Source organism: Marmoricola sp. OAE513, assembly GCF_040546585.1.
GTDB lineage: Bacteria > Actinomycetota > Actinomycetes > Propionibacteriales > Nocardioidaceae > Marmoricola.
In genome coordinates, this window is record NZ_JBEPOC010000001.1 from 3419657 (window position 1) to 3446320 (window position 26664).

General features: G+C 71.1%; 25 protein-coding genes and 2 riboswitches. Of the genes, 19 read left to right on the forward strand and 6 right to left on the reverse strand.

Features of this window, described 5'->3' with window-relative positions:
* Positions 1-123: 123 nt before the first annotated feature.
* Complete coding sequence (locus tag ABIE44_RS17095; protein ID WP_209714705.1) at positions 124-2454, forward strand: enoyl-CoA hydratase-related protein; 2331 nt, start codon at positions 124-126, stop codon at positions 2452-2454.
* Between the two features lie 47 nt (positions 2455-2501).
* Here ABIE44_RS17095 and ABIE44_RS17100 read toward each other — a convergent pair whose 3' ends face one another.
* Positions 2502-3644 (reverse strand): N(5)-(carboxyethyl)ornithine synthase, encoded by a 1143-nt coding sequence (locus ABIE44_RS17100; RefSeq protein WP_209714703.1) that lies wholly within the window; start codon positions 3642-3644, stop codon positions 2502-2504.
* Positions 3641-3775 (reverse strand): hypothetical protein, encoded by a 135-nt coding sequence (locus tag ABIE44_RS17105; RefSeq protein WP_354438226.1) that lies wholly within the window; start codon positions 3773-3775, stop codon positions 3641-3643. Before ABIE44_RS17105 ends, ABIE44_RS17100 begins: the two co-directional genes overlap by 4 nt.
* A gap of 247 nt (positions 3776-4022) precedes the next feature.
* Between ABIE44_RS17105 and ABIE44_RS17110 the strand changes: the two genes are divergently transcribed.
* The 3 genes from ABIE44_RS17110 to ABIE44_RS17120 all read left to right on the forward strand — a co-directional run bounded on the left by ABIE44_RS17110 (position 4023) and on the right by ABIE44_RS17120 (position 5052).
* Positions 4023-4271: a hypothetical protein gene (locus ABIE44_RS17110; protein ID WP_209714702.1), complete on the forward strand. Its 249-nt coding sequence runs from the start codon at positions 4023-4025 to the stop codon at positions 4269-4271.
* A gap of 14 nt (positions 4272-4285) precedes the next feature.
* Positions 4286-4513 carry a hypothetical protein gene (locus ABIE44_RS17115; RefSeq protein WP_209714700.1) on the forward strand — a complete coding sequence of 76 codons (228 nt, stop codon included), beginning with the start codon at positions 4286-4288 and terminating at the stop codon, positions 4511-4513.
* 155 nt (positions 4514-4668) lie between these two features.
* On the forward strand, positions 4669-5052 hold the full coding sequence (locus tag ABIE44_RS17120) for a DUF5994 family protein (RefSeq protein ID WP_209714698.1): 384 nt from the start codon (positions 4669-4671) through the stop codon (positions 5050-5052).
* 686 nt (positions 5053-5738) lie between these two features.
* Here ABIE44_RS17120 and ABIE44_RS17125 read toward each other — a convergent pair.
* From ABIE44_RS17125 to ABIE44_RS17135, 3 genes are all read right to left on the reverse strand, one after another.
* Positions 5739-6512 (reverse strand): alpha/beta fold hydrolase, encoded by a 774-nt coding sequence (locus tag ABIE44_RS17125; protein ID WP_209714696.1) that lies wholly within the window; start codon positions 6510-6512, stop codon positions 5739-5741.
* 177 nt (positions 6513-6689) lie between these two features.
* Positions 6690-8363: a DUF3556 domain-containing protein gene (locus ABIE44_RS17130; protein ID WP_209714694.1), complete on the reverse strand. Its 1674-nt coding sequence runs from the start codon at positions 8361-8363 to the stop codon at positions 6690-6692.
* Between the two features lie 72 nt (positions 8364-8435).
* On the reverse strand, positions 8436-8594 hold the full coding sequence (locus tag ABIE44_RS17135) for a hypothetical protein (RefSeq protein WP_354438228.1): 159 nt from the start codon (positions 8592-8594) through the stop codon (positions 8436-8438).
* A 274-nt stretch (positions 8595-8868) separates the two neighbouring features.
* Here ABIE44_RS17135 and ABIE44_RS17140 point away from each other — a divergent pair, with 274 nt between their 5' ends.
* The 6 genes from ABIE44_RS17140 to cobM all read left to right on the forward strand — a co-directional run bounded on the left by ABIE44_RS17140 (position 8869) and on the right by cobM (position 14986).
* A complete protein-coding gene (locus ABIE44_RS17140) occupies positions 8869-9225 on the forward strand; it encodes a hypothetical protein (protein WP_209714689.1) in 357 nt (118 codons plus the stop codon).
* 102 nt (positions 9226-9327) lie between these two features.
* The gene (locus ABIE44_RS17145) at positions 9328-10806 is read left to right on the forward strand and encodes an ABC transporter substrate-binding protein (RefSeq protein WP_209714687.1); all 1479 of its coding nucleotides are present in this window, start codon (positions 9328-9330) and stop codon (positions 10804-10806) included.
* Between the two features lie 28 nt (positions 10807-10834).
* Positions 10835-11028: riboswitch (cobalamin riboswitch) on the forward strand.
* Positions 11029-11083: 55 nt separating this feature from the next.
* Positions 11084-11923, forward strand: a complete 840-nt coding sequence (locus tag ABIE44_RS17150) for a ferredoxin-like domain-containing protein (protein ID WP_209714685.1) — start codon at positions 11084-11086, stop codon at positions 11921-11923.
* Positions 11920-12591, forward strand: a complete 672-nt coding sequence (locus tag ABIE44_RS17155) for a precorrin-8X methylmutase (protein WP_209714683.1) — start codon at positions 11920-11922, stop codon at positions 12589-12591. The genes ABIE44_RS17150 and ABIE44_RS17155 overlap by 4 nt, the downstream gene beginning before the upstream one ends.
* Positions 12588-14222 carry a precorrin-3B C(17)-methyltransferase gene (gene cobJ / locus ABIE44_RS17160; protein ID WP_209714681.1) on the forward strand — a complete coding sequence of 545 codons (1635 nt, stop codon included), beginning with the start codon at positions 12588-12590 and terminating at the stop codon, positions 14220-14222. Before ABIE44_RS17155 ends, cobJ begins: the two co-directional genes overlap by 4 nt.
* Complete coding sequence (gene cobM, locus ABIE44_RS17165) at positions 14219-14986, forward strand: precorrin-4 C(11)-methyltransferase (RefSeq protein WP_209714679.1); 768 nt, start codon at positions 14219-14221, stop codon at positions 14984-14986. The genes cobJ and cobM overlap by 4 nt, the downstream gene beginning before the upstream one ends.
* A gap of 95 nt (positions 14987-15081) precedes the next feature.
* Here the strand turns inward: cobM and cbiE are convergent, their stop codons facing one another.
* Positions 15082-16308, reverse strand: coding sequence for a precorrin-6y C5,15-methyltransferase (decarboxylating) subunit CbiE (gene cbiE, locus ABIE44_RS17170; RefSeq protein ID WP_209714677.1), 1227 nt, complete (start codon positions 16306-16308; stop codon positions 15082-15084).
* A 48-nt stretch (positions 16309-16356) separates the two neighbouring features.
* Positions 16357-16499: riboswitch (cobalamin riboswitch) on the forward strand.
* A 46-nt stretch (positions 16500-16545) separates the two neighbouring features.
* Between cbiE and ABIE44_RS17175 the strand changes: the two genes are divergently transcribed.
* From ABIE44_RS17175 to ABIE44_RS17215, 9 genes are all read left to right on the forward strand, one after another.
* Positions 16546-18591: a VWA domain-containing protein gene (locus ABIE44_RS17175; RefSeq protein WP_354438230.1), complete on the forward strand. Its 2046-nt coding sequence runs from the start codon at positions 16546-16548 to the stop codon at positions 18589-18591.
* On the forward strand, positions 18591-19205 hold the full coding sequence (gene cobO / locus ABIE44_RS17180; RefSeq protein ID WP_209714675.1) for a cob(I)yrinic acid a,c-diamide adenosyltransferase: 615 nt from the start codon (positions 18591-18593) through the stop codon (positions 19203-19205). Before ABIE44_RS17175 ends, cobO begins: the two co-directional genes overlap by 1 nt.
* Positions 19202-21745: a bifunctional hydrogenobyrinic acid a,c-diamide synthase/histidinol phosphate aminotransferase CobBC gene (cobBC, locus tag ABIE44_RS17185; protein ID WP_354438231.1), complete on the forward strand. Its 2544-nt coding sequence runs from the start codon at positions 19202-19204 to the stop codon at positions 21743-21745. The genes cobO and cobBC overlap by 4 nt, the downstream gene beginning before the upstream one ends.
* Positions 21742-22782, forward strand: a complete 1041-nt coding sequence (gene cobT, locus ABIE44_RS17190) for a nicotinate-nucleotide--dimethylbenzimidazole phosphoribosyltransferase (RefSeq protein WP_209714673.1) — start codon at positions 21742-21744, stop codon at positions 22780-22782. The genes cobBC and cobT overlap by 4 nt, the downstream gene beginning before the upstream one ends.
* A 4-nt stretch (positions 22783-22786) precedes the next feature.
* Positions 22787-23554, forward strand: a complete 768-nt coding sequence (locus ABIE44_RS17195) for an adenosylcobinamide-GDP ribazoletransferase (RefSeq protein ID WP_354438233.1) — start codon at positions 22787-22789, stop codon at positions 23552-23554.
* A complete protein-coding gene (locus tag ABIE44_RS17200; RefSeq protein ID WP_354438234.1) occupies positions 23551-24462 on the forward strand; it encodes a cobalamin biosynthesis protein in 912 nt (303 codons plus the stop codon). The genes ABIE44_RS17195 and ABIE44_RS17200 overlap by 4 nt, the downstream gene beginning before the upstream one ends.
* The gene (locus tag ABIE44_RS17205) at positions 24459-25142 is read left to right on the forward strand and encodes a (2Fe-2S) ferredoxin domain-containing protein (RefSeq protein WP_354438235.1); all 684 of its coding nucleotides are present in this window, start codon (positions 24459-24461) and stop codon (positions 25140-25142) included. Before ABIE44_RS17200 ends, ABIE44_RS17205 begins: the two co-directional genes overlap by 4 nt.
* A gap of 194 nt (positions 25143-25336) precedes the next feature.
* Positions 25337-25555 (forward strand): CbtB domain-containing protein, encoded by a 219-nt coding sequence (locus ABIE44_RS17210; protein ID WP_209714672.1) that lies wholly within the window; start codon positions 25337-25339, stop codon positions 25553-25555.
* Between the two features lie 294 nt (positions 25556-25849).
* Positions 25850-26635: a CbtA family protein gene (locus tag ABIE44_RS17215; RefSeq protein WP_209714669.1), complete on the forward strand. Its 786-nt coding sequence runs from the start codon at positions 25850-25852 to the stop codon at positions 26633-26635.
* Positions 26636-26664: the final 29 nt, after the last annotated feature.

A 26664-nucleotide genomic window follows, 5' to 3' on the forward strand; every position in this document is an offset into this window, starting at 1 on the left:
GAGGTGCGTCCCATCTGGCGTGCTTGGGGGGCGCGAGGTGCCCGGGTGCGACTAGCCTCACGAGACGGTGAGTCTCGTGAGGGTCGCCGCTGCTCCGTAGGCATCCAGGCAAGAGGTGGTCACATGGGCACGCCCGTGCTCGTCGGTATCGGTCAGCACTCCGAGTGGTTCGGGGACGACGGCTACGAGGGACTCGTCCCGGTCGCGATGGCCGAACGTGCAGCCCGGGCCGCTCTCGCCGATGCCGGTGTCAGCGCCGACCTGGTCGACGTGGTCGCCTGCACCCGCCAGTTCGACGAGTCCGTGCCGGGCTTCCCGCCGGCCCTCGGCGGCCCGGACAACTTCCCCCGGGCGCTGGCCAACCGTCTGGACGCCAAGCCCGAGCGCTGCATCTACGCCGTCACCGGCGGGCAGTCGCCCCAGGAGCTGGTGACCGAGCTCGCCGGAGCGATCGCCGCGGGCACCTCGAAGATCGCGCTCGCGGTCGCCGCCGAGGCGATCTCGACGGTGCTGCACCTGACCAAGCAGGGTCAGCAGACCGGCGGGGTCCCCGACCTCACCGAGACGACCGGCGTCACCGACGAGGACCGCGGCCCCGGTCTGGCCGGCATCCTGGCCAGCACCCAGGTGGCGCACCAGCTCACCGACGCCCCCACGCAGTACGCGATCTTCGAGAACGCCCGCCGCACCCGGTTGGGTCAGACCCGCGCCGAGCAGGCCGCCGAGATGGGCCGCTGGTTCGCGCCGTTCACCGAGGTCGCCGCGGCCAACCCGCACTCCGCCGTACGGACGGTCTTCACCGCCGAGGAGCTCACGACCGTCACCGACTCCAACCGGATGATCGCGGACCCGTACCCGAAGTCGGTCGTCGCGCGGGAGAAGGTGAACCAGTCCGCAGCCGTGCTGATCACCTCCGAGGAGGTCGCCACCGAGCTCGGCATCCCGCGCGAGCAGTGGGTCTACCTCAACGGCCACAGCGACCTGCACGACCGCGAGCTGACCCACCGCCAGGACCTGAGCCGGTCGCTGCCCGCCATCGCTGCCGTCAACGCGTCGCTGAAGATGGCCGGGATCAGCCTGGACGACGTGACGGCGTTCGACCTCTACAGCTGCTTCCCGATCGCGGTCAGCACCGTCGCCGACGACCTCGGGCTCACCCCCGAGGACCCGCGGCGCCTCACCGCGACCGGCGGACTGCCCTTCTTCGGCGGCCCCGGCAACGGCTACTCGATGCACGGCATCGTCGAGATCGTCGACCACTGCCGCAAGAACCCAGCTGGCTGGGGACTCGTCGGCGCGAACGGCGGGATGCTCTCGAAGTACTCGGTCGGCGTGTACTCGACCGCCCGGGCCGAGTGGAAGGTCGGGAACGACGACCTCCTCCAGGCCGAGCTCGACGCACCGCCGAGCGTGCCCGTCACGCTCCACCCGGACGGCCCCGCGACCGTCGAGACCTGGACCGTGCGGTTCGAGGGCGGCCCGCCGCGTGCCGTGGTCATCGGTCGTACGGCGAGCGGCGAGCGGTTCGTGGCGCAGGACTTCGCCGAGGACGACGAGGTGCGTGAGCTGCTGCTCGGCGAGCACGGACCCGGTGCGCTGCTGCACGTGCGAGCCCTGCCCGAGGGCAACCGTGTCGCGGTGTCGGAGTCGCGGATGAACGAGCTCGCGCCGCCGCGCCCGGTCGGGCTCCAGGACGAGTACCTCTTCCTCGAGGTCTCTGCCGCCGACGGCGTGCTGGAGATCGCGATCACCGGGACCGACGACGCGCACGCGCTCTCGCCGTTCGCGCACTTCGAGCTCGCCGGCGTCTTCGACGCGTTCGAGGCGGACCCGGGTCTGCGTGCCGCGGTGCTCACCGGTCCGGCCGGGCTCTGGTCCGACCAGGTCGCGCTGCCGGCGTTCTCGCTGGGCAAGGTCGTCCCGCCGACCGGCCTGGCGGGCCTGACGTCACGGACGCTGACCAAACCCGTGATCGCGGCGCTGACCGGCGACGCGCTCGGCACGTCGTTCGAGGTCGTGCTGGCCTGCCACCTGGTCGTGGCCGAGGAGCAGGTGAACCTCGGGCTGACCCAGGTGACGTCCTCGCGGATCGCGGCCGCCGGGGGACTGGGACGGCTCTCCGCCCGGGTGCCCGCCGCCGTGGCCAACAAGCTCGCGCTCACCGGTCGGCCGCTGTCGGCGACCGACGCCGAGCGCTGGGGCCTGGTCAACGAGGTCGTCCCGACCGGGGGCGCGCTCGCCGCGGCCAGGGCGCTGGCGGCCGAGCTCGCCGCAGCCCCGCCGCTCGCGGTCGAGCAGACGCTGGCCGTCCTGGCGCTCGAGCGCGCCGGCGAGGCCGAGGCTGCCGCCGAGTACGCGGACGATGCCCAGGACTCGCTGTACGTCACCGCCGACGCCGCCGAGGCGTTCGCGGCTGACACGACCGGCAAGACGCCGACCTACCGCCGCAACTAGCTGTGATGTCCAGGGACGTTGTTTCGTGACACGGCCCTGGGTTGCTGTCAGGCGATCCGATGTGGGTGTGCGGCTTCTCGGTTCTGGAAGGCGAGAATCGCGGGATTCTTCACCTTGCCGTCGTGGATCTCGATCGCGCGGCTCAGTGTCTCGTCGGTGCGCCATGCTGCATGGCCTTCGAGGACCGGTCGCAGGAACGGGATGAGTGCGTTGCTGTTCTCCCAGGTCGCGGAGTTCCACAAGTAGGACAGGCTGTGGTCGACGCCGTAGTAGAGGACGTTGTCACCGACGACGAAGGTCGGCTCGTCGAAGGTCGTCGGGCGGGCGAAGGTGAACCCCATTCCCAGGTCGCACGACACGTCGACGAGCAGGCTTCCCGGCCGGAACGCTGCCATGTCGGTCTCGTCGAGGTAGATGAGCGGGTTGGCGGTGTCCTGGAAGGTGCAGTTGACGACGATGTCGTTCTCGGCCAGGTACGCGGGGAGCGGCTCTCGACCGCGTTCGGTGACCACTTCGCTGGTGTGCTCGTCGCCCCGATTGTGCTCGAACTGACGGATGCGCACCGAGTGAATCGGCGACCCGACTGCGGCCACGCTGCGATTGGTCAGAACCGCGACCTCGTGAACGCCGCGTGCGTTGAGGGCGGTCACGGCACCTCGCGCGGTGGCGCCGAAGCCGATGACAACCGCGCTCAGTCGGCGGCCGTAGTCGCCGGTCAGGCCGGCGAGCTCGAGAGCGTGGAGCACCGAGCAGTACCCGGCCAGCTCGTTGTTCTTGTGGAACACGTGCAGTCCGACAGTGCCGTCGCGCGTCCAGTGATTCATGGCCTCGAACGCGATCACCGTCAGCTTGCGGTCGATGGCGACCTGGGTGAGTTGGGCGTCCTGGACACAGTGCGGCCAGCCCCACAACACCTGTCCCGGCCCCATGACTTCGACGTCGGCGAGCTGCGGCTTCGGCAGCAGGACGACCTCTGAATCCGCCAGCAGCTGTTCGCGGGATGCGAACCCGCCGACGTGGTCGCGCAACGAGGCGTCGTTGACGCCGAACCGTGCGCCGTATCCATGTTCCAAGGTGATGCGCTCACGCAGGTCGGGTTCGAGACGACCCAGGTGCGAGGGGTGGATGGGCAGCCGGTACTCGTTCTCCTTGGCTGAGGACCCGATGACGCCGAGCGAAGCGAGCGTCATCTGCTCTTGCCCGGGCGAACCTTCTCGGCGACAGCCTTCGCGGACTTCTGATCGCGCTTGTCGGCGCGTTTCTCCTTGATGGATTTGCCGGTCTTCTTCGTCATGCTCTGGCGCGGCGACTTGTCGCTCATCTGGCGTCTCTCTGAGAGGAAGCCTGAGTAGCTTCGGCTGCCGACTCTACGCCTTTGTGAAGTCTTCCGGGCGCCGGTGCTCTCGATGGGCAGGGCCGGGCGATGCCGGACTTTCAGCCACCGTTCGACAGGACGTCTCGTTGACGCGCGGACGTCGCCTGTGGAGTTTGCGAGTAGTGTGGGTTGTCAAAGACCTGAACTGCCTCCCCGCACGGGCGTGGCTGTCGGTCGAGAGGTGCGGCGCCCTGTGACGAACCCGAACGATCATCAGAGCGGCATGGCCAAAGTCGTTTCCGATGCAACCCGCAGGATCGAAGCCGTCGACGTTGACCTACGTAGTCGTTTCACCGGCCGACCGGTTCTCGACATCGTCGGTGCCGCTGCCGCGGCGTTCGCAACGGTCGGTGTCAGGTTGTCGCCTTCAGAGGTCCGCAGCTACGCGCAGGCGGTCTCGTGCGACAAGCCGTTCGAGACGCCTCAGCGAGGCGAGATGTGATCGGGCTCGTTCGCGTGCGGCTCGTCCCGTACGGAGATGCTGGTAGGAACCGACGCATCGGGCCGGAGTTCCGCGCGCTGACCGTCGAGGACGCCTTGGAGCAGGCAATGGACTACAACTGGGTAATCCACCGCTATCCCGACCGGCACCTCAGGCCGGTGATCGCGCAGCAGTGGGACACATCGACCCAGGCCTGGGTCCTGTTGGACCTGGAGAAGATGGTCAGGGAGCCCAAGGGCTGAAGACTCCGCGTGGTCCACCCATCATTGGTTCGCGGCTGGTAGGGCGTGCCCCGGTGCAGTGCTAGGTTGGTGTCACGACCGCAAGCGTGAGTTCTTGGGCCCAGCGCCCGTGTGAGACGGATGAGCGCAGTCGGCAACAGCAAGGTGGTGGCCGCATGGCCGCTCAAACCGCTCGACGATTCACTCACGGCGTCCGCCCAGCAGGTGATCCTCGATTTCGCGATGTTCCTGACGGAGCCTGGTGGCCGCACAACCGGCAGCTCACCGAGCAACTTCAGCACCTGTTCGACTCATGGCCGCCGGACCAGCCAAGGATCAACCGTGTCCTGTACTCCCCGCCGGACTGGGACGACAAGCCGCGCAAGGTTCCCGTGAACGGCCGTTGGGTCAAGACCGGCCACTTCCCCAACGACGACACCCACACGATCACCTTGACGCTCTCCGACCGCTCGCGTCAGGTCATCTCCGTCATCGATCCGGGCACCGCAACCGATGCCGCAACAAAGATCCTCGACGACCTGCACCGCTCCACGCCCTAGCTGTAGTTCCTGAACCGGGGCAGCACCGACACGCTCGTGCTGCTCCCGAACCGCCGGGACCCCTGTCGCCTGCCTAGGCGCCGACAGGGGTACCGCCGGCGAACGATCCGCCCTGACCCGAGAGAGCACAGGCATGACCGCCACAACGTGGGAGCACGGGCACCTCACAACCCGTGTCGATCGATGGACCTGGACCGAGTTCACCGCAGACCCCGCCATCGCTCCGGAAAACGGTGTAGGGGTACATCGTGCTGTAGCAGCTCTCGGCTCCAGCGGGTGGGAAATGTTCCAGGTCCTGCGTTCCGGCTCGACCAGCACCCACCTGTTTCGTCGTAGCACACCAACCGCGCTCCAGCCCGGGTGAAGCCAGCACGAGGACCCCGGTTTCACCTGGCGAGATTTTCAACCCGACAAGGCTGAGGTGAGGCATCGGGGGTATCTCCAGTTCAGGGAGCGGCTGATGCCGGTTGAGCTGCTGATCTAGGGCCTGCTCGTCCAACAATGAGCGCGGGCAGGCCCGTCCCAGCCAGGAGCACCAACCATCCGCTCTGACAGTCCCGCCCCGTGGCAGGTGCGTCTGTACCTCGGCAAATCCCGGATCTCCGACAAGCGCGGTGGTTGCGTCGTTCCGCGGCGGAATGACGCACTCTTCGCGGCAGATCCGGATATTGCGCGTTCGTGCTCACCTACCCCGTCGAACGGATCAACGCGGCGACCGCATCCGGGGAACGCAGGTGCGGTTGATGGGGGTACCCAGGCAGGGTCGTCTCGTGAGCTTGGGGCAGCGCATCTGCCCACCGCCGTCGCATCCAGCCTGGAACGAAGGCATCACGCCCTCCCCACACCAATGTGGTCGAGGCCTGGTCAATCTTGCTGAGCTCTGGCATCCCAGGACCTCGGCGCCCCGCTGCGGCACCGACCCGATAGATTGGAAATCGACTCCAGGACTCAAGAAGTATCGCGACGTCATCAGGGTCGATCTCCGGCGGAGTGCGGGACTGGTGAAACCAGAGTCCGTTGATGAGCCCAGACTTGGTGGTTCGGCTCCAGAGCGGGCGGGTCAGCCCGATCGCGGGAATGCCCGAGAAGAGTGCACCGTAGAAAGCCACCCCCGCCCCGGACGTCCAGGGAGGCGCCAGAGCGACAACTGAACCAGAGCGCCCGCGCGCATTCAGTTGCAGGGCCGCCACGCCGCCGAAGGAGCTGCCAACCACCGTGACATCGTCCGACCAGGCGAGGTCGTCCAAGAGGCGCTGAACGTAGTCGACATGCTGCTCGAGCATCGGCCGCTGCACATCGAGCGGAGGACCACCAAGGCTGCCGGGCAGGGTCGGTGCCAAGACTTCATGGTCCAGCGCAAGGTCGTCGATTAGGCGTCGGAACTCGACCCATGTGCAGAATCCGCTGTGGAGCAGCACAAGTGGGCGCCCCGAACCTCGATGCTCGACGTCGTACTCCACCCCACCAGGATGCAGGCCGGCGAACGACCTGTCATCGGCAGATCGGGGCGCGTCCGCAACGCGGCGCTACGGGCGACTAGCTTCCAGGGCCCGCACCCACGCACAGCGTCAACAGCCTCACGACACCCAACCGCCAGCCACCCCCGCACCTCAACTCGACAAGCTCGATGACCGGGCTCAGTGCGGGTACAGCGGCAGGTCGGTGTCCGTCGGTTGCCGCACCACCATCTCGCTGACCAGCACGTGTCCGCGTTCGAGCTCGCCGGTGGCGGCGTCGACGAGCCGGTACTCCTGGGTGTCCTTCCCGAACGGCTGCGCCTCGAGGATCACCACCCGGACGTCGCCGGGCTGGAAGTCGCACCGCTTCTGCAGCGCTTCGATCAGCTGCTCGTGGTGCATGTGCCCGTCGCCGAAGTTCCAGCCGAGCACGACGCCGGCGAGGATCTCGCCGTCCATCACGAAGTAGTCCTCGTGCTCAGGTCCGCACGCCTGGGGGACCAGCGTCCAGAGCGCGCGCCCGTGCGTGTGGAACCCCCGGAACGCGTAGCCCATGTGCAGCGGGATCAACGCTTCCTGCTCGGAGCCGTAGATCTTCGTGAGCTGCGCGTGCGGGAGCATCGCGACCTTCTCGACCCGCTCCTCGATCCGCTCGAGCGCGTCGCCGCGGAAGCACCACGTGGTCGTCGCCCAGTTCCCGGCGTAGTAGCGCATCGCGGGAAGGAAGGACACCTTGTCCGGCCGCAGGTTGCCGATCACCACCGTGCCGAGCACGAGCACCATCAACCCGATCACCCACCCCGGCTCGGCGAGGTCGTTCACGTGCGCGGTGGGGTGCGCCAGGAACATCGTGACGATGCCCCAGATCATGAAGACGTTCCACTCCAGCGGCACGCCCATCGGGAAGCTCGAGATGATGTTGAGGTGGAAGCAGATCATCACGATCGCGGCCACCGTCGTGAGCGTCCCGCCGTTGCTGACCAGCAGCACGATCGGCACCCCGAACTCCACCACGGTGCCGCCGTGGGCGAGTGCCCCCGACAACCGTGACGGCCGCAGGTCGGTCGGGTAGTCGCGGTGGAACTTCTCCCGCAGGTTCCCGATCCGAGTCATCGGCGAGTTGCTCATCATCGCCGCGACCACGAAAGGGAAGTGCTTGTTGATCTTGGAGGTGGCCGCACCCCACCAGATCGCGAACAGGACCAGCTTCGCGCCGATGACCTGGTCGCCGGCGACGAACAGGTAGGTCACCGCGAGTGCGCCGTACACCTCACCCCGCGCGGCCAGGAAGATCGTCTTGTCGCGCAGACCGATCGCGAGCAGCAACCCCAGGACGATCGCGACCTGCTCGCGGGGGAGCCCGCCGTACATCGCCCACGCCAACGTGCCGACCAGGCCGGCGTACAGGGCGACGTCGACCAGGCCGCGGTTGTCCCCACGGGTCAGCGGCACCTTGCCCGGCCACGGGGGCAGCCGGATCGTGCTTGGTCGCAGCCAGTACAGAAACGACCCGAGCGGCGGCAGGAAGCGCAGGTTCAGCGGGCCGAACCCGCAACCGAGACCGAGTACCTCGAACAGCATCGTCCAGAGCACGAACTTGTAGAACACGACCGGGTTCTCCCACCAGGAGGAGAAGTCGGTGAAGCCGTCGATCCCCGGCGTGCTCAGGACCAGGAGCCACCCGACCAGCACGTACAGCAGGATCTTCACGAAGTAGAAGATCACCATCACGTCCGGCGTACCGAAGCCGTGCCTGGCGAAGTGCTTGGCCATCGGCACGATGCGTTCGGCGCGCGGCTGGTTGCCCCAGACCTCGTGGTCGACGTCGGGCAGGTTGGGCTGGAGGAAACCCATGAAGCCTCCTAGGGCACGGCCGGTGAGCAGTGCCTGGCACCGTAGCGCCCGCGCAGCAGTTCTGGGGAGGGTTCAGCCGTTGCTCGGTGCCGACCACTTCACGTGCGGGCTCTTCAGGAACGCACCCGTGCGCGCCTCCTCCTCGAGCGCCCGGACAACCGCCTCGGCCTCCGCCACGGTGCGCACCCGCACCCGGCGCACGACCCGGCGCCGACCGCGATCCTCCCGCACGACCCCCGACCGACCAACCGTCGCCGCGGCGGCGCCGCGAGCTCGTCAGCAGCTTGAGGATCGGATCGAAGACGAACGCGTCCAGCGGGTCGCTGCCCGGGCCGGCTCCGCGCACGGAGTCGCCGTCGCGCACGACCGTGATGGCGTAGCGCTTGCCGTCGACATCGACGTCCTTGTCGTACCTGCCGTCGTCGAGTCGCTCGTCCACGCCTTGTTTCCTACCACGGGACGAATCAGGTGCGTCGTGGCCGCGGAGCCTGGGTAGGACCAGGTCATGGCCCGCTACGAAGTCAACGACGCCGCGGTCGCTAAGGCGCGAGACCTGATCGATGCGCACCAGTACGTCCTGGAGAGCGACTGGGGGTTGGTCGCCCCGAACGCCGAGGACGGCAACCGGTTCCTCGCCCGGCACACCTGGGACGAGTACGCCGCCTGGCACCTGGGCCTCACCGTGGGGGCCAGCGACGACACCAAGGCGCGGCACGCGTTCGTGTACGGCGACCTGCGCCGGGTCCACCGCTCCGGGCTGATCGCGTGCGTCTACCGGGCCGCGGAGTGGCGGCACAAGAAGGTCGAGATCGCGGCCCACGAGCTGCTCCAACGACTCGACAGGACTGCCGGTATCGAGTGAAACGGGTCCCGCCATACCCGTAACGCCACGCGTTCTCGCTAGTTAGGTCAGCAACGTGCCACTCACCGGCACGTCTCGGGGGCCTACCCGAAGGAGCAGCGCGTGCTGATCAAGGGACGACGGACCTCAGCGGCGCTCGTCGCGGTCGTGGCGGCGGCGCTGCTGGTCACGGCGTGCGGCTCGCGGGTTTCCCCGGAGAAGGCACGTGCGATGCACCAGGATCTTGCCGACCTGGCTCGCGGCGACGCCCCGGCGGGCGACACCGTCGTACCCAGCGGCGACCAGCCGGTCGCCACCGGCGAGACCGGTACGACGCTCGACCCGGACGCTCCCGCTGACGGTCCGGCGACCCCCGGTGGGATCGATCCCTCGGACGGCGACGGGGTTGCTCCGCCGACCGGGACCGGCGTGAACGCGCCGACCGGAGCCGGCCGGGCAGGGCCCTGCGACGGACTGAAGAACCAGACCGGCGTCACCGACAAGGAGATCGTGCTCGCCAACGCCTCCGACCTCAGCGGTCCGGTCCCCGGTCTGTTCGCCGCGGCGCGTGACGGCGTCCGCGCGTACATCGCCTACTTCAACGCGACCAGCAAGCTCTGCGGCCGGTCGCTGCGCCTGGTCGAGTACGACAGTCGCACCGACGCGACGGGCGACACCGTCGCCTACGAGAAAGCGTGCTCGGAGGCCTTCGCCGTGATCGGGTCTGTCTCGATCCTGGACTCCGGCGGCGCGTCGACCGCACAGCGCTGCGGCATCCCCGACCTGCGCTCGGTGTCGCTGTCGAACGAGCGGGTGCGCTGCAACGTCTGCTACCCGATGCAGAGCTCGCGGACCGGCTACATCGGCATCGGCCCCTACGTGCAGATGCGCAAGGAGAACAAGGCGGCGAGCGAGAACGCGGCCTTCCTGTACCTCAACACCGGCGGCTCGCCGGTCCTCGCGCAGGGCTACGCCCAGGTCGCGAAGGCCGCCGGCTGGAAGGTGAAGATGATCCAGGGCATCGACACCGCTGACTTCAACTACGGCCCGTACGTCCAGCGGATGAAGGGTCTGGGCATCAAGTACGTGCACTTCGTCTCCGCCACGCCGCAGGCCATCCGCCTGGCCCGCGCGATGCGCGATGCCGGCTTCACGCCGGAGATCTACCAGCTCTCGCAGACGCAGTACACGCGCGAGTACACCGAGGGCGTCGGCGCGAACGGCGACGGTTCGCTGATCTCGCTGCCGCACGGCATGTTCAACCAGCCCAACGCCGAGATGAAGCTGTACCTGACCTGGTTGCAGCAGGTCCGTCCCGGTGCCGACCCGAGCAGCTTCGGGGTGTTCGCCTGGTCGGCGATGCGCATGTTCATCGAGAACGCCTCGCAGCTCGGCGGGAAGCTCACCCGCGCGTCCCTGCTGAAGGAGGTGCGCAAGGAGCGGAAGTGGACCGCCAACGGCATGCACCTCAACATGGACGTCGGCGGCAAGACGACCTACACCTGCGCCTACCTGACCCGGCTCTCGGGAGGCACGTGGCGGCACGCGCCGAAGTCCCAGGTGTGCGGGCGGTTGATCAAGACGTCCTTCGCCGACGACTGACCTGACCTGTCGGTGCCGCCGACGGCCGGGGTAGGCTCACCGCGCCAGTCGTACTCCACACGTGGGGTCAGGGAACCCGGTGAGAATCCGGGACTGACGCGCAGCGGTGAGGGTGACGGGCGGAGCGCGCGGGAGACCGCAGCCACTGGAGCCTGGCTCCGGGAAGGTGCTCCGTACCGGTTGATCCCGAGTCCGAAGACCTGCTGGCCCTAACGGCAATCGCCGTCAGGTCGTACGTGACTCCGCGCAAGAGTCCTGGCCAGTGAGGTAGTACCCGGTGTCAGCAATTCGTCGACGCAGTGACCTCTGCCCAGGCGCGCTCCGGCCGTGGCTGGCCGAGGACGGTCTGCTGGTCCGGCTCCGGCTGATCGGCGGTCAGGTGTCCGCAGCGTCCCTGCTCGCCCTGGTCGAGGCCGCCGAGAGGTACGGCGACGGTCGGGTGCACCTGACCTCCCGCGCCAACCTGCAGGTGCGCGCTTTCCCCGGCGACGACGGTGCGCTGACGCCCGAGGCGTTGGCGGCGTTGGAGGCGACCGGCCTGCTCCCGACGCGCACGCACGAGCTGGTCCGCAACGTGCTGGTCTCGCCGCAGACCGGCCTGTCTGAAGGACGTGCCGACCTGGGCCCCGTCGCCGCCGAGCTGGACGCGGCCGTCTGCGAGGACCCGACGCTCGCCGACCTGTCGGGGCGCTTCCTGTTCGTGCTCGACGACGGACGTGGCGACCTCGTCGGGCGCTCGTGCGACCTCGGACTGGTGGTCCTCGACGACACGACGGCGCAGCTCCGCGTCGGCGAGGCGTGGGGTCCGGTACTCCCGCTCGACGAGGCAGCGGTCGGTCTGGCCTGGCTCGCCCGCGAGTTCGCCGTACGCCGGGGGAGCGGTCCCGAAGCGCCCTGGCACGTCGTCGAGCTGGCCGAGCCGTTGACTAGCCCCGACGCACCCGACCCACGCCTGCCCGCACCGCTCGCGCCCCTCCCGTACGGCGAGGTCGCGGGCGGTGAGCACGTCGCGGCCGAGGTCCTCGACCGAGCCGCCGTCGAGGCTCTGGCCGCCCGCTCCGACCACCTGATCGTCACGCCGTGGCACGGCGTTCTCGTCCCCCAGGAGACCCGATGACCCAGCTCGACCTGCGACGTCCGCCCCGCGCCTACGAGTACGTCGACAGCGGCCCGGCGATCTACGTCGACTCGTTCGCGACCATCCGGCGCGAGGCCGACCTGACCGGTGTCCCGGCCGACGCGGAGAAGCTCGCCGTCCGGATGATCCACGGCAGCGGGCAGGTGGACCTCGCCCGCGACCTGGTCGTGCACCCGCAGATGGTGAGCGCCTCGCGCGCTGCGCTGGAGGCGGGTGCGCCGATCCTCTGCGACGCGACGATGGTCGCGACCGGCGTCACCCGGGCCCGGCTGCCGAAGGACAACGACGTCCTCTGCTTCCTCAACGATCCGCGCGTCCCCGGGCTGGCGCAGGACTGGGCGACCACCCGGACCGCCGCGGCCGTGTCACTCTGGGAGCCCGTGCTCGACGGCGCGCTCGTCGCGATCGGCAACGCCCCGACGGCGCTGTTCCACCTGCTCGAGATGATCCTCGCCGGGGGTCCGCGCCCGGCAGCGGTCGTCGGGTGCCCGGTCGGCTTCATCGGCGCTGCGGAGTCCAAACAGGCGCTGATCGATTTCCGTGACGAGCACGGCATCGACCTGCCGTACGTGACGGTGACCGGCCGACGAGGTGGTTCGGCGATGACGTCCTCGGCGCTCAACGCCCTGGCCCAGGAGCGCGAATGACCGGGCGCTTCCACGTCGTCGGCATCGGCCCCGGGGACCCCGAGCTGATCACCCGCAAGGCCGAGCGGCTGATCACCGCCGCGCCGGTCGTCGCCTACCACGCCGGAGTGCGGAAGTCCTCGCACGCTCGGCGGATCGCGGCCGACCTGATCCCGGCCGACGCGATCGAGGAGGAGCTGCGCTACCCGGTCACCACCGGCAGCACCGACCACCCCGGCGGGTACGTCGGCGCGCTCGCCGACTTCTACGACGAGTGTGAGACCCGGCTCGCGGCCCATCTCGACGCCGGACGGGACGTCGTGCTGCTGGCCGAGGGGGACCCGCTCTTCTACGGCTCGTCGATGTACCTGCTCGACCGGTTCCGCGACCGGTTCGACGTCGAGGTCGTCCCCGGCGTCCCGGCGTTCGCGGCCGCGACGGCCACCGTGCCCGCACCGCTGGTCCGGCAGAACGACGTGCTCACGGTGCTGCCCGGCACGCTGCCCGAGCCCGAGCTCGCCCGGCGCCTGGCCGACACCGACGCCGCCGTGATCATGAAGCTCGGGCGGACGTTCCCGGCCGTGCTCAGCGCGCTCGAGCAGGCCGGTCGCCTCGACGGAGCCCTGTACGTCGAGCGCGCCTCTCAGCCCGAGGAGCGCTGGATCCCGGTGGCGGAGGTCGATCCCGCTTCGGTGCCGTACTTCTCGCTGATCGTGGTGCCGGGTGACTCCGCACGGGAGTCCTCCGCGGCCCGGTTGCGTACCGGCGCCAGGTCGGTCGAGCATGGTCGAGACGAGGATCTCTACTGCGCTCGATCAACCGGGGTGGCCCGATTGCGCACCGGCGCCAGGTCGGTCGAGCGTAGTCGAGACCAGGATCTCGACTGCGCTCGATCAACCGGGGGTAGCGCGCCGTCCGCCGCCGGGGGCGAGCTCCTCGTCGTGGGTCTCGGACCCGGCCCCGACGCCTGGCTCACCCCCGAGGTCACCGCTGCGCTCGCCGCTGTCGACCACGTTGTCGGCTACGGCCCGTACGTCGAGCGCGTCCCGCAGCGCGTCGGGCTGACCCGGCACGCGTCGGGCAACACCGTCGAGGTCGACCGCGCCCGGTTCGCGCTCGACCTGGCGCTGGCCGGTGAGAAGGTCGCCGTCGTCTCCGGCGGCGACGCGGGAGTGTTCGGGATGGCGGCGGCCGTGTTCGAGGCGGCCGAGGACCCGGCGTACGAGGGTGTCGCGGTGCGCGTGCTCCCCGGCGTCAGCGCCGTCCAGGCAGTCGCCGCGAAGGCGGGTGCCCCGATCGGCGCGGACTTCGCCGTGGTCTCGCTCTCGGACCGCCTGAAGCCGTGGTCGGTCGTCGAACGACGCCTGCGTGCGATCGCGGAGGCCGACCTGGTGCTGGCGATCTACAACCCGGCGTCGCGCTCGCGCACCGAGCAGGTCGCCACCGCCCAGGACCTGTTGCTCGAGCACCGCAAGCCCGACACGGTCGTGGTCGTCGGCCGCGACGTCGGACGGGCCGAGGAGTCGGTCACGGTCACCACGCTCGCCGAGCTGGACCCGGCGAGCATCGACATGAAGTGCCTGCTGATCATCGGCGCCGAGAGCACGCGTGTCAGCCCGGCCGGGGTGTGGACGCCGAGGTACGTCCGGTGACGGTGCACTTCGTGGGGGCAGGGCCGGGAGCCGCCGACCTGCTCACCGTGCGCGCGACCCGCCTGCTCGCCGCGGCTGACGTCGTCCTCTACCCGGGTACCTACCTCGACCCCGACGTGCTGACCCACGTCAGTCCGACGGCCGAGCTCATCGACACCCAGGACCTCGACCTGGACCAGATCACCGAGCACCTGGCCGCCGCGCATGCCGCCGGCAAGGACGTCGTCAGGCTCGCTTCCGGCGACCTGTCGGTGTACTCGGCACTGGCCGAGCAGACCCGCCGTCTCGACGCCGCCGGGGTCCCGTGGGACGTCACCCCCGGCGTTCCGGCGTACGCCGCCGCCGCTGCGGTTCTCGGCCGCGAGCTCACCGTGCCGCTGGTGGCCCAGTCGGTCGTGCTGACCCGCGCGCAGGCACGCTCGACCGCAATGCCCGAGACCGAGTCGCTCGCGGCCTTCGCCGCGACCGGAGCCACCCTGGTGCTGCACCTCGCGATCACCCGGATTGGCGCGCTGATGACCGACCTCGCCCCCGAGTACGGGGATGACTGCCCGGTCGCGGTCGTGTACCGGGCGAGCCAGCCGGACGAGCTCGTCCTGCGCGGCACCGTCGGCACGATCGCCGTCGCCGTCGCGCAAGCCGGGCTCAAGCAGGCTGCCGTGATCCTGGTCGGACGGGCTCTGGAGCCCGAGCGCGGCGGCGAGTCCTACCTGTACGACGTCGCCCGCGACCGGTCGGTGAAGGCCCGCCCTCCCGTTGGTTGAGGTGCGAGCGCTCTGGCGCTCGCCTCGAAACCCGGTGACCTTCGCGCAGTCCCTCGCCAGATTTCGAGGCACCCGCTAGCGCGGCTGCACCTCAATCATCCTGGGCTGGTGAACGCCCACTGGGTGACGGCGCGCGCCGGCTTCCAGCCGGTGTAGCCCCCGATCGGCGTCGCGGTCTCCACGGAGATCCGGGTCAGCTCGCCGCCGTGCTCGGCGTACAGAGCCGCGAGCACCTGCTCGGTCTCCAGCGTCACGCCGTGGACCACGAGCCGACCGCCGGGGCGCAGGGCAGCCAAGCACGCGTCGATGACCCCGGGGTTCGTGGCGCCGCCGCCGATGAAGACGGCGTCCGGAGTTCGCAGGCCGACCAGCGCCTCAGGTGCGCGTCCGTGCACGATCTCGAGCCCGGGGACCCCGAGGGTGCGGGCGTTCACGCCGATCCGCTTGGCCCGGTCCTCGTTGCCCTCGACCGCGGTCGCGGTGCACGTGGCATGCGCCCGCATCCACTCGATCGCCACCGAACCGGCGCCGGCGCCGACGTCCCACAGATGGGCGCCTGGGGTCGGGGCGAGCCGCGCGAGGGCGGAGGCGCGCAGGTCGCGCTTGGTGAGCTGACCGTCGTGCTCGAAGGCCTCGTCCGGCAGTCCTGCCGTCCACCCGCCGAGGTGCGGACCGACGAGATCGAGGGCGAGGACGTGCAGCCGGGGAGCGGATGCCGTCCAGGTCGCGGCGGTGGCATCGATGCGTGCGGCCGCCGCCGAGCCGAGATCGCCCAGCACCGTCAGGCGGCTGTCGCCGTACCCGGCCGCGACCAGCAGCTCGGCCACCACGGCCGGGGTGTTCTCGTCCGAGGACAGCACCAGGAGGCGTCGCCCCGGTGCGAGCTCGCGCAGCACCAGGGTCTCCTCGCGCCCGACCAAACTGACGACGCCCACCGACTCGGCGGACCAGCCCAGCTCGGCCCGAGCGAGTGCGACCGACGAGACGGCGGGGACGACGGTGACGCGGTCCTTGCCGAGCAGGTCGACCAGCGTCGTTCCGATCCCGGAGACCAGCGGGTCGCCCGATGCCAGCGCCACGACCGGCGCGCGGGTCACTGCGTCCAGCAGCGCGGGTAGCCCGTCGCGCAGCGGCGAGGGCCACGGCCGTCGGTCCTGGTCGGCGACCGGGGGGAGCAGGTCGAGGTGCCGGCTCCCGCCGAGCACCGTGCCCGCGCCGAGCACGAGCTCTCGCGCGGCGGGGGACAACCCGTCCCACCCGTCCGCGCCGATCCCGACCACCGTCAACGACGGCGGCGAACTGGGACGCGAGGCAGCAGGCACGGGACGAGACGCTATCGTGAGGCCCAGCACGAGGTGCCCCTACGCCCCAGCCATCGGAAACGGTGAGGACGGTCGGCGGGGAGAATCTGGGAAGCCGGTGAGATTCCGGCACAGGCCCGCTGCGGTAAATCAGGCCCTTCAGCCGAGGGGACCCGACAAGTCCGAAGACCGGCCTCGCGCGCACCGTCACGGGACCGTGCCGGTGCTCTACCTGAGCAATCGCGAGCGGGAGCCTCCATGCCACAGCAGTACCCCTTTTCGGCCGTCCTCGGCTGCGAGACCGACGCCCTGGACGACATGGGTCTCTCGCTGGTGCTGACCACCATCGCGCCGGAGATCGGCGGCGTCCTGGTCCGCGGCGAGAAGGGCACCGCCAAGTCCACGGCCGTCCGCGCGCTCGCCGCCGTGCTGCCGCCGATCGACGTGTACGCCGGCGACCGGTTCTCGGTCGACCCGGCCGACCCGGCCGCGGTCTCCCCGGACGGCCCGTTCGACGAGGACGCCGAGGTGCTCACCCGCGCGGTCCGTCTCGTCGAGCTCCCGGTCGGCGCGACCGAGGACCGCGTCCTGGGTTCCCTGCACCTCGAACGAGCGCTCTCGCACGGCAAGGTCGAGTACGAGCCCGGACTGCTCGGCCGCGCGCACCGCGGCATCCTGTACGTCGACGAGGTCAACCTGCTGCACGACCACCTGGTCGACCTGCTGCTCGACGCCGCGGCCATGGGCAACGTCACCGTCGAGCGGGACGGCGTCTCGGTCGAGCACGCGGCCCGGTTCGTGCTCATCGGCACCATGAACCCGGAGGAGGGCGAGCTCCGACCGCAGCTGCTGGACCGGTTCGGCCTGAGCGTCGAGGTCGCCGCGCCCCGTGACCCGCGCCTGCGTGCCGAGGTCGTCCGACGGCGGATGGCGTACGACGCCGACCCCGCCGCCTTCGCCGCCCGGTACGCCGCCGAGGACGCCGCGCTCACCGAGCGCCTCGAGGACGCACGCCGACGGATCGACAAGGTCGATCTGGGCGAGGGTGCGCTGCTCAAGATCGCCGAGGTGTGCGCCGCCTTCGAGGTCGACGGCCTGCGCGCCGACATCGTGATGGCCCGTGCCGCTGTCGCGCACGCCGCCTGGGAGGGCCGTGACGAGGTCACGCGCGCTGACATCCGACGGGCCGCCCTGCTCGCGCTCCCGCACCGACGTCGACGCAACCCGTTCGACCCGCTCGGCCTGGACGAGGAGCTGCTGGACCAGCTGCTGGGCGACGAGCTGCCGCCGGACGACGACCCGCACGGGCTCGAGGAGCAGGTCGAGGCGCCAGCGTCCGAGGGTGCGGCGGAGAGTGGCGCGGACGACGGTGACGGGCACCAGGATTTCGAGGCGCCCGCTAGCGCGAACGCACCTCAACCAACCGACGACGCTAGCGCGGACGCACCTCAATCAACCGGGGGGATCGAGAGCACCGTCTCCGCCGCGGCGGCGTACCGCACCAAGCACCTGCGGGTCGCCGGTCTCGGCGAGGGCGACGCCGGCCGTCGAAGCCGTGCGCTCGCGTCGACCGGCCGCCGCGTCGGCGCCAAGCGTCCCGACGGCCCGACCGGCTCGCTGCACCTGATCGAGACCCTGCTGGCCGCGGCGGGGAAGCAGCCTGCCCGCGGTCGCACCTCCGGCAAGGTCCAGCTGCGGTCCGAGGATCTGCGCGTCGCCGTCCGCGAAGGACGCGAGGCGAACCTGGTCCTCTTCTGCGTCGACGCATCCGGTTCGATGGCGGCGCGCAAGCGGATGACCCAGGTGAAGACCGCGATCCTCTCGCTGCTCCTGGACGCCTACCGCCGCCGCGACAAGGTCGGGCTGGTCACGTTCCGCGGCAACCAGGCGGAGGTGGCGCTGCCGCCCACGCACTCGGTCGACATCGCCGCCGTACGGCTCGACGAGCTCCCGGCCGGCGGGCGGACCCCCCTCGCCGAGGGTCTCCTCGAGGCCGCGAAGGTGCTCTCCCGCGAACGTCTGCGCGACCCGCGGCTGCGCCCGTTGCTGGTGCTGGTGACCGACGGTCGCGCGACCGGCGGCACGGATGCGGTCGCCCGGTCGCGCCGGGCCGCCGAGCACGTCGCCGGGCTCGGCGTCACCACCGTCGTGGTCGACAGCGAGAGCGGCCCGCTGCGGTTCGGGCTCGCGCGCGACCTCGCGGTGCTGCTGCGTGCCGAGCACCTCAGCGTGACCGACGTCAGCGCGACCGCGCTCAGCGACGCCGTACGCACCCGCACCCGTCCGTCGGCGGGGGCAGCCTGATGCCTCAGGGGAAGCCGCTCACCGTCCCCGACGACGGGCTGAGCACGAGGCAACGCCGCAACCGACCTCTGCTCGCCCTGCACACCGGCGACGGCAAGGGGAAGTCGACGGCAGCGTTCGGCCTCGCGATCCGCGGTTGGAACCAGGGTTGGAACATCGGCGTCTTCCAGTTCGTGAAGTCCGCCAAGTGGCGGATCGGGGAGCAGACCGTCCTCGAGCGGCTCGGTCGGCTGCACGAGGAGACGGGCGAGGGCGGGCCCGTCGCCTGGAACAAGATGGGCTCCGGCTGGTCCTGGACCCGCAAGCAGGGGGACGCCGAGGACCACCAGGCGGCCGCGGTCGAGGGGTGGGCCGAGATCAAGCGGCGGCTCGCGACCGAGGAGCACGACCTGCTGATCCTCGACGAGTTCACCTACCCGCTGACGTGGGGCTGGCTCGACGTCGCGGACGTCGTCGAGACGCTGGCACAGCGACCCGGCTTCCAGCACGTGGTCATCACCGGGCGCAACGCGCTTCCCGAGATCGTCGAGATCGCCGACCTGGTCACCGAGATGACCAAGGTCAAGCACCCGATGGACGTCGGTCAGAAGGGTCAGAAGGGCATCGAGTGGTGACCGCTCTGCCGCGGCTCGTCGTGGCTGCGCCGTCCACGGGCCAGGGCAAGACGACGGTCGCGACCGGGTTGATGGCTGCCCTGCGCGGTCGCGGTCTCGAGGTCAGCGGTCACAAGGTCGGTCCGGACTACATCGACCCCGGCTACCACGCCCTCGCGACCGGACGACCGGGTCGCAACCTCGACCCGCACCTGCTCGGGGAGGACCTGGTCGTGCCGCTGCTGCTGCACGGCTCCCAGGTTCCGCGGTCCGCCGACATCGTCGTCATCGAAGGTGTCATGGGTCTGTACGACGGCCGCCTCGGCACCGACGGGTACGCCTCGACCGCGCACGTCGCGACCCTGACCGGCTCGCCCGTGGTGCTCGTCGTCGACGTCGCCCGGCTGTCGCGGTCCGCCGGTGCCATCGTCGCCGGGATGGTCGCGTTCGACCGCGACGTCGCGGTGGCCGGGGTCGTGCTGAACCGGGTCGGGTCCGAGCGCAACACCGCCGAGATCACCCGCGCCGTCGAGCAGGCAGGCGTCCCGGTGCTCGGCAGGCTGCCGAACGACGAGCGGCTGGTCACCCCGTCGCGGCACCTCGGTCTGGTCCCGGCCGCCGAGCGCGCGACCGCCGCCGAGCTGATCGAGCACCTCGGGGAGCAGGTCGCGCGGCACCTCGACCTGGACGCGCTGCTCGAGGTCGCGCATGCGGCGCCCGCCCTCGACGCGTCGCCGTGGGACCCCGCGGCCGTCGTCACGGCGCGCGGGACCGACCGCCCGGTCGTCGCCGTCGCCGGTGGACGCGCCTTCACCTTCGCGTACGCCGAGACGACCGAGCTGCTGACCGCGGCCGGCTGCGAGGTCGTCACCTTCGATCCGCTCACCGACACGGCGCTCCCGGCGGGCACCCGCGGGATCTACCTGGGCGGTGGCTTCCCCGAGGTGTACGCCGCCGACCTCGCCGCCAACACCGCTCTGCTCGCCGACCTGCGACGAGCGGTCGACGCGGGCACCCCGACCGTCGCCGAGTGCGCGGGTCTGCTCTACCTCGGTGACACCCTCGACGGCGTCGCCATGGCCGGGGCGGTGCGCGCCGATGCCGCGATGGCTGAGCGGCTGGTTCTGCGCTACCCCGAGGCCACGGCTGTCGCGGACTCGTTGCTGACCCGTGCCGGCGAGGTCGTCACCGGGCACGAGTTCCATCGGACCCGGACCACCCCGACGGCAGGGGAGTCGCCGGCGTGGTCGATCGAGGGGGAGCCGACCGGTTTTGCGAGCGCAACCCTGCACGCGTCGTACCTGCACGTGCATTGGGCCGGCCACCCGCAGCTCGCGCAACGCTTCGCGGACGCGGTGCACGGGGCCCCGGTCGCCGAAGCACCCTCGGTCGTCGAGCCCGCGCACCTCCCGGTCGTCGAGCTTGCCGAGACGCCCCCGGTCGTCGAGACGTCCCCGGTCGTCGAGCCGCCCTCGGTCGTCGAGCCGCCCCCGGTCGTCGAGCTTGCCGAGACGCCCCCGCCCGAACCACCCGTGCTCGACCCCCTCCGTCACCACGGCGACCGGGAGACCGCGCCGGACCTCCTCGACTTCGCGGTCAACGTGCACGCCGGCCCGCGCCCCGGTTGGCTCGACCGTGCGCTGCACCGGGCGGTCGACGAGTCCACCACCTACCCGGACTCGACCCCGGCGCGCGCCGCCGTCGCCGCCCACCACGCCCGCGATGTCGCCGACGTCCTGGTGACTGCCGGCGCCGCGGAGGCGTTCACCCTCGTCGCGCGGTTGCGCGACTGGACGGACCCCGTCGTCGTGCACCCGCAGTTCACCGAGCCGCAGGCCGCTCTGGAAGCCGCCGGGCACAAGACGACCGCCGTGCACTGCCGACCCGAGGACGGCTTCCGGCTCGATCCCGCCGCGATCCCCGAGTCCGCGGACCTCGTCGTCCTCGGCAACCCGAGCAACCCCACCGGCGTGCTGCACCCGGCGACGACGATCCGCGCGCTGCTCCGCCCGGGCCGGGTGGTCCTGGTCGACGAGGCCTTCATGGACGCGGTGCCCGGCGAGGCCGAGTCGGTGGCGAGCGTCGCGCTCGACGGTCTCCTCGTCGTCCGCAGCCTCACCAAGCACTGGGCGATCCCAGGCATCCGGGCGGGCTACGTGGTCGGCGACCCGACCCTGGTCCGGGAGCTCGCCGACCTGCAGCCGCCCTGGTCGGTGTCGACCCCCGCGATCGCGGCGACCGTCGCCTGCGCCGCGCCCTCTGCCCAGCCTGAGGCCGGTGCCCGGGCCCGGGACCTGGTGCGCTGGCGCGAGGACCTCGAGCGCGCCCTGACCGAACGAGGCATCGAGCACGTGCCCTCGTCGGCCTCCTACGTCCTCGCCCGGCCCGGGACAGGGACCCGGGAGGCGCTGCGCTCCCGCGGCGTCGCCGTACGACGGGCCGACACGTTCCCCGGCCTCGACGACTCCTGGGTCCGCATCGCCGTCCGACCGCCGCCCCTGACGTCCCGCCTTCTCGCCGCCCTCGACCAGATCGACCCGACCCGACAGGAATCCCGATGACCGCGATCAGCACGCCCGACCCGACCGTCCGCGACCAGGCAACCGAACGGCTCGCCTCGCTGGCGACCCCACCGGGAGCCCTGGGTCGCCTCGGCGACCTCGCCGTGTGGGCGGCCGCGTGCCAGGGCGTCGTCCCGCCGGCGCCCGTCGACCGCATCCGGCTGGTGATCTTCGCCGGCGATCACGGTGTCGCGGCGCACGGGGTCTCGGCGTTCCCGTCGGCGATCACCGGCGCGATGGTCCGGACGTTCCTGCTCGGTAAGGCGGGCGTCAACGCGCTCGCGAACGCGCACGGTGTCGCCGTCCGGGTCCTCGACCTCGGCGTCGACGAGGACTTCGCCGACCTCGACGAGAAGGTCCGCGCTCCGCTGCAGGCGTTCAAGGTCCGTCGGGGGAGTGGTGCACTGCACCTCGAGGACGCGCTCACCCCCGAGGAGACCCGGGCCGCGCTCGATGCCGGCGCGCGCGTCGCCCGCGAGGAGATCGCCGCGGGGGCGCAGCTGCTGATCAGTGGTGACATGGGCATCGGCAACACGACCCCTGCTTCGGCCATGGTCGCCGCCGGGCTCGGGCTGCCGGCCTCGGAGGTGGTCGGTCGGGGCACCGGCATCGACGACGCGGCACTGGCCCACAAGACCGGTGTCATCCAGGCAGCCCTGGACCGTGCCGGTGAGCGGACTGCTGATCCCGTCGAGACGCTGACCGCTCTGGGCAGTGCCGACCTGGCGGCCACCACCGGGTACCTCGTCGCAGCGGCTGCGGCCGGCGTACCGGTGCTCCTCGACGGTCTGATGAGTGTCGCCTGCGCCCTGACGGCGGACCGGATCGCTCCGGGTGCGGCCGCGTGGTTCGCCGCCGGTCACCGCTCGACCGAGCCGGCCCAGTCGTTGGCGCTCGCGAAGCTCGGCCTCGAACCGGTCCTCGACCTCGGCATGCGTCTGGGCGAGGGCTCGGGTGCCGTGGCTGCCGTGCCGGTGATCCGGAGCGCGGTAGCGGTCCTTCGCGACGTGGCACTGCTCTCCGAGCTGGGCGCCTGACCTCGTGCTGCTCGACGCGTGGCGGCTGGCGCTCGGGACGCTGACCGCGTTCCCGACGAAGCCGCCCGTGTCCGTCGACCGACGTCGCGCGGGGGCTGCGATGGTGCTGGCGCCGCTGGCAGCGCTGCCGCTCGGCATCGCCGTGGCGGGAGTGGCACTCCTGGGCCACGAGCTCGAGTGGCCGTCGCTGGTCACCGCCGTCGTCGCGCTGGGAGCGCTCGTCCTGGGCAACCGCGCCTTCCACCTCGACGGGCTCTCCGACACCGTCGACGGACTGGCCGCCTCCTACGACCGGGAGCGGTCGCTCCAGGTGATGAAGTCGGGCACCTCCGGGCCGGCGGGCGTTGTCGCCGTCGTCCTCGTGCTCGCGCTCCAGGCAACCTGCCTGGCGACGTTGCTCGCAGGCACACCCTCCTGGCGCGCAGCCGTGCTCGCGGGTGCGCTCGTCTGCCTCTCCCGCGCGGCCCTGGTCGTCTGCTGCGCGAGGGGTGTCGCGGCCGCCCGTGACGACGGCCTCGGGCTGGTCTACACGCAGACGATCCCGGTGTTGGGCGCGGCGCTGGTCTGGGTCGCCGCGGCCGCCGTGGTGGCCGCGCTCGGACACGGGATCGGTCTGGACTGGTGGCGCGGTGCCGTTGCGGTCGCGCTCGCGCTGGTCGCCGTGCTGATCCTGGTCGCCCGGACCGTGCGCCGGTTCGGCGGGGTCACCGGCGACGTGTTCGGGGCGAGCATCGAGGTCGCCCTCGCGGCCCTGCTGCTGGGGCTGGTGTGAGAGCCGCTGGCATCCTGCTCGGGTACGCCGCCGACCGCATGTTCGGCGATCCGCAGCGGTGGCACCCGGTGGCCGGCTTCGGGAGCGCGGCGCTCGCCCTGGAGCGCCGCCTGTACGCCGACTCCCGCGCGCGGGGTGCCGCCTACACCGGCGTGCTGGTCGGTGGGGCCGTGCTGGTCGGGGTGGCTGCCGAACGCGGTTCGCGCCCTTCGTGGGCGCACACGCTCGTCACCGCTGCTGCGACCTGGGCCGTGCTCGGCGGACGTTCGCTGGAGCGGGAGGCGAGCGCGGTGCACGGACTTCTGGAGGCCGGTGACCTGCCGGGCGCGCGGGTCCGGCTCACCCACCTGGTCGGGCGCGACACCGAGCACCTGGACCCCTCCGAGGTCTCCCGCGCGGTGATCGAGTCGATCGCGGAAAACACCTCGGACGCCGTGGTGGCGCCGCTGGTCTGGGGAGCCGTCGCCGGCGTACCCGGTCTCCTCGGGTACCGCGCCGCGAACACGTTGGACGCGATGGTCGGGCACCACAACGCCCGCTACGAGAATTTCGGCTGGGCCTCGGCCCGGCTGGACGACCTGCTCAACCTGCCGGGCTCGCGGACGTCGGGATTGCTGGCCCTGGCTGCGGATCCAGGGCGCGCCGGGGTGGCCTGGGGCGCCTGGCGTCGCGACGCCGCAGCTCACCCGAGCCCGAACGCCGGAGTCGTCGAGGCCGCGTTCGCCGGGTCGCTCGGGATCAGGCTCGGCGGGACCAACCAGTACTACGGCTCGCGCGTCGAGGAACGTGCCGTGATGGGGGGCGGACGGTCACCGGAGCCCGGTGACGTCGTTCGGGCGAACTGGCTGGCTCGTCGGGTCGGAGCGGGTGCGGCCCTGGTCGCGGCGGTGCTCGGAGCGCGACGGTGAGGGCGCTGGTACTCGTCGGCATGTCGGTCAGCGACGTCGACCGACGCGACCTGCTCGCGGCCGCCGCCCAGGAGCGCGGTGGCACGCTGGCGTTCCTGCAGCTCGGCGACCCGTCGCTGTCGGCGGAGCTGACCCGGCTCGCCGATGCCGGTGCCACCGCGATCACCCTCGTCGGCGTGCACACCGGGATCCTCGCGCCCGCCCACTCGTGGTTGCGACGGATCGCGGCCTACTGGTGGCGCGAGCGCGCCGGCGTACGCCCGACCGTTCTCGTCGCGACCCGGTTGACCACGACCCTCGGCGGGATCGACGAGGTCCTCACCGCGACCAAGCCGATATCCGGGGACGAACCGGGACTCACCTCGAGCGCCTGGGAGGACGTCACCGGGCACCGTCACCAGGTGATGGTCTGCCGGGGCCCGCGGTGCACCGCGAAGGGGTCCGACGAGACCGTCCGGGCGATGGTGCTCGCACTCATGGAGCACAACTTGGGCGACGACGACGTCCTGCTCGTGCACACCGGCTGCCAGTTCCCGTGCAACCAGGCTCCCGTCGTCAGCGTCCAGCCGGACGACGTCTGGTACGGGTCGGTCGACCCCGCAACGGCGACCGCGATCGTGGCCGAGCACCTCGCCGGCGGACACGTGCTGGAGAGCAACCGACTGACCCGTGAGACGTGAGTCTCGGAGTGCCCCGCGGCCCGCGAAAACCGCTAGAGTTCGGACCGAAGCATGCATGAGGAAGCCGGTGGGATTCCGGCGCAGTCGCGCTACTGTGACACCTCTTCCGAGGAGACCCGGTCGGGGTGGAGCCAGACCCTCATGCCTGTCACCACCCATTGACCGGGGGCGCACGCACCCCCGAAGGAGGACACATGTCGCAGTCTGCTGCGGCACCGGTTTCCGGTGCAGTCGAACTTCCCACCATCCCGCTCCGTGAGCTCGCCCCGTGGGCGCTCTTCTTCGGACTTCTCGCGGTGCTGGTGCTCTTCTTCGTGAGCGCCGACCAGGGCGCCATCTCGATCCCGTCGGGTACGGCGATCCACGAGTGGGTCCACGACGGACGTCACCTCCTCGGCTACCCCTGCCACTGAGACGTCCCGCTGACCGACCCGGTCACTGAACCAGGTCAGTCGTCGGCCGCCCCGGTCGTCGAGCCTGTCGAGACGGGCTGATCCGGGCGCAGTCCGCCCCCGGTCGTCGAGCCTGTCGAGACGGGGTGACCCGGGCGCAGTCCGCCCCCGGTCGTCGAGCCTGTCGAGACGGGGTGACCCGGGCGCAGTCCGCTGCATCGCAGGCTTGCTCGATGACCGACCCCACTCGCTGACCCCTACCCGGGTTCACGCCTCCCCGCGCGCTCCCGCGCGCCCTCCTGAACGGATGTACCCATGAACGCACGCGCATTCCTCGTCCGAGGACTGCTGGCCGGCCTGCTCGCCGGGCTCGCCACCTTCTTCGTCGCCTACCAGGTCGGCGAACCGCACGTCGAGAGGGCGATCGCCCTCGAGGAGGCGGGTGCTGCCGAAGCTCCGGCAGCCGACGGTCACACGCACTCCCACGGCGACGAGGGCGAGGAGGAGGGAACGACCGTCTCCCGCCACAACCAGCGCACCTGGGGCCTGCTGACCGGGTCGCTGACCGTGGGCATCGCCCTCGGTGGCGTGGTCGCCCTGATCGCCGCCGGTGTCGCCGGTCGGCTCGGGCGGCTGACCCTCGGCCAATCCACGGCGGTGGTCGCTGCCATCGGCTTCGTCGCCTTCGCGCTGGTGCCGTTCCTCAAGTACCCGGCGACCCCACCGGCCGTCGGCAACGGTGAGACGATCGGGCACCGCACGGACGTGTACTTCGGCTTCCTGGTGGTGTCGCTCGTCGCTGCCGTCGCTGCCACGGTCCTGACCGTCCGGGTCGCGCCCCAGCTCGGCACGTACGGCGCGGTCGTCGCCGGTGTCGTCGGCTACCTCGTAGTGGTTGTGGTCGCCGGCCAGCTGTTCGCGACGGTCAACGAGATCGGTGACTTCCCGGCCGACGAGCTCTGGTACTTCCGGCGCGCTTCGCTGCTCACGCTGGTCACGATGTGGTCGGTGATCGGCGTGGTGCTGACGGGCCTGCTGCTCCGGCTGCAGAGCCAGACCCGGGCCGTCGTCGAGCGCCGCGAGCTCGCCGCCTCCCTGTAGCAAGTCGTGTGCCTGAGGACGCGCGATAG

Excerpts from the sequence above, each read along its gene's own strand:
- ABIE44_RS17095 (WP_209714705.1), top strand. The coding sequence starts at position 124 with ATGGGCACGCCCGTGCTCGTCGGTATCGGTCAGCACTCCGAGTGGTTC.
- ABIE44_RS17100 (WP_209714703.1), bottom strand. The coding sequence starts at position 3,644 with ATGACGCTCGCTTCGCTCGGCGTCATCGGGTCCTCAGCCAAGGAGAAC.
- ABIE44_RS17105 (WP_354438226.1), bottom strand. The coding sequence starts at position 3,775 with ATGAGCGACAAGTCGCCGCGCCAGAGCATGACGAAGAAGACCGGCAAA.
- ABIE44_RS17120 (WP_209714698.1), top strand. The coding sequence starts at position 4,669 with ATGGCCGCTCAAACCGCTCGACGATTCACTCACGGCGTCCGCCCAGCA.
- ABIE44_RS17130 (WP_209714694.1), bottom strand. The coding sequence starts at position 8,363 with ATGGGTTTCCTCCAGCCCAACCTGCCCGACGTCGACCACGAGGTCTGG.
- ABIE44_RS17140 (WP_209714689.1), top strand. The coding sequence starts at position 8,869 with ATGGCCCGCTACGAAGTCAACGACGCCGCGGTCGCTAAGGCGCGAGAC.
- ABIE44_RS17155 (WP_209714683.1), top strand. The coding sequence starts at position 11,920 with ATGACCCAGCTCGACCTGCGACGTCCGCCCCGCGCCTACGAGTACGTC.
- cobJ (WP_209714681.1), top strand. The coding sequence starts at position 12,588 with ATGACCGGGCGCTTCCACGTCGTCGGCATCGGCCCCGGGGACCCCGAG.
- ABIE44_RS17175 (WP_354438230.1), top strand. The coding sequence starts at position 16,546 with ATGCCACAGCAGTACCCCTTTTCGGCCGTCCTCGGCTGCGAGACCGAC.
- cobO (WP_209714675.1), top strand. The coding sequence starts at position 18,591 with ATGCCTCAGGGGAAGCCGCTCACCGTCCCCGACGACGGGCTGAGCACG.
- cobT (WP_209714673.1), top strand. The coding sequence starts at position 21,742 with ATGACCGCGATCAGCACGCCCGACCCGACCGTCCGCGACCAGGCAACC.
- ABIE44_RS17210 (WP_209714672.1), top strand. The coding sequence starts at position 25,337 with ATGTCGCAGTCTGCTGCGGCACCGGTTTCCGGTGCAGTCGAACTTCCC.
- ABIE44_RS17215 (WP_209714669.1), top strand. The coding sequence starts at position 25,850 with ATGAACGCACGCGCATTCCTCGTCCGAGGACTGCTGGCCGGCCTGCTC.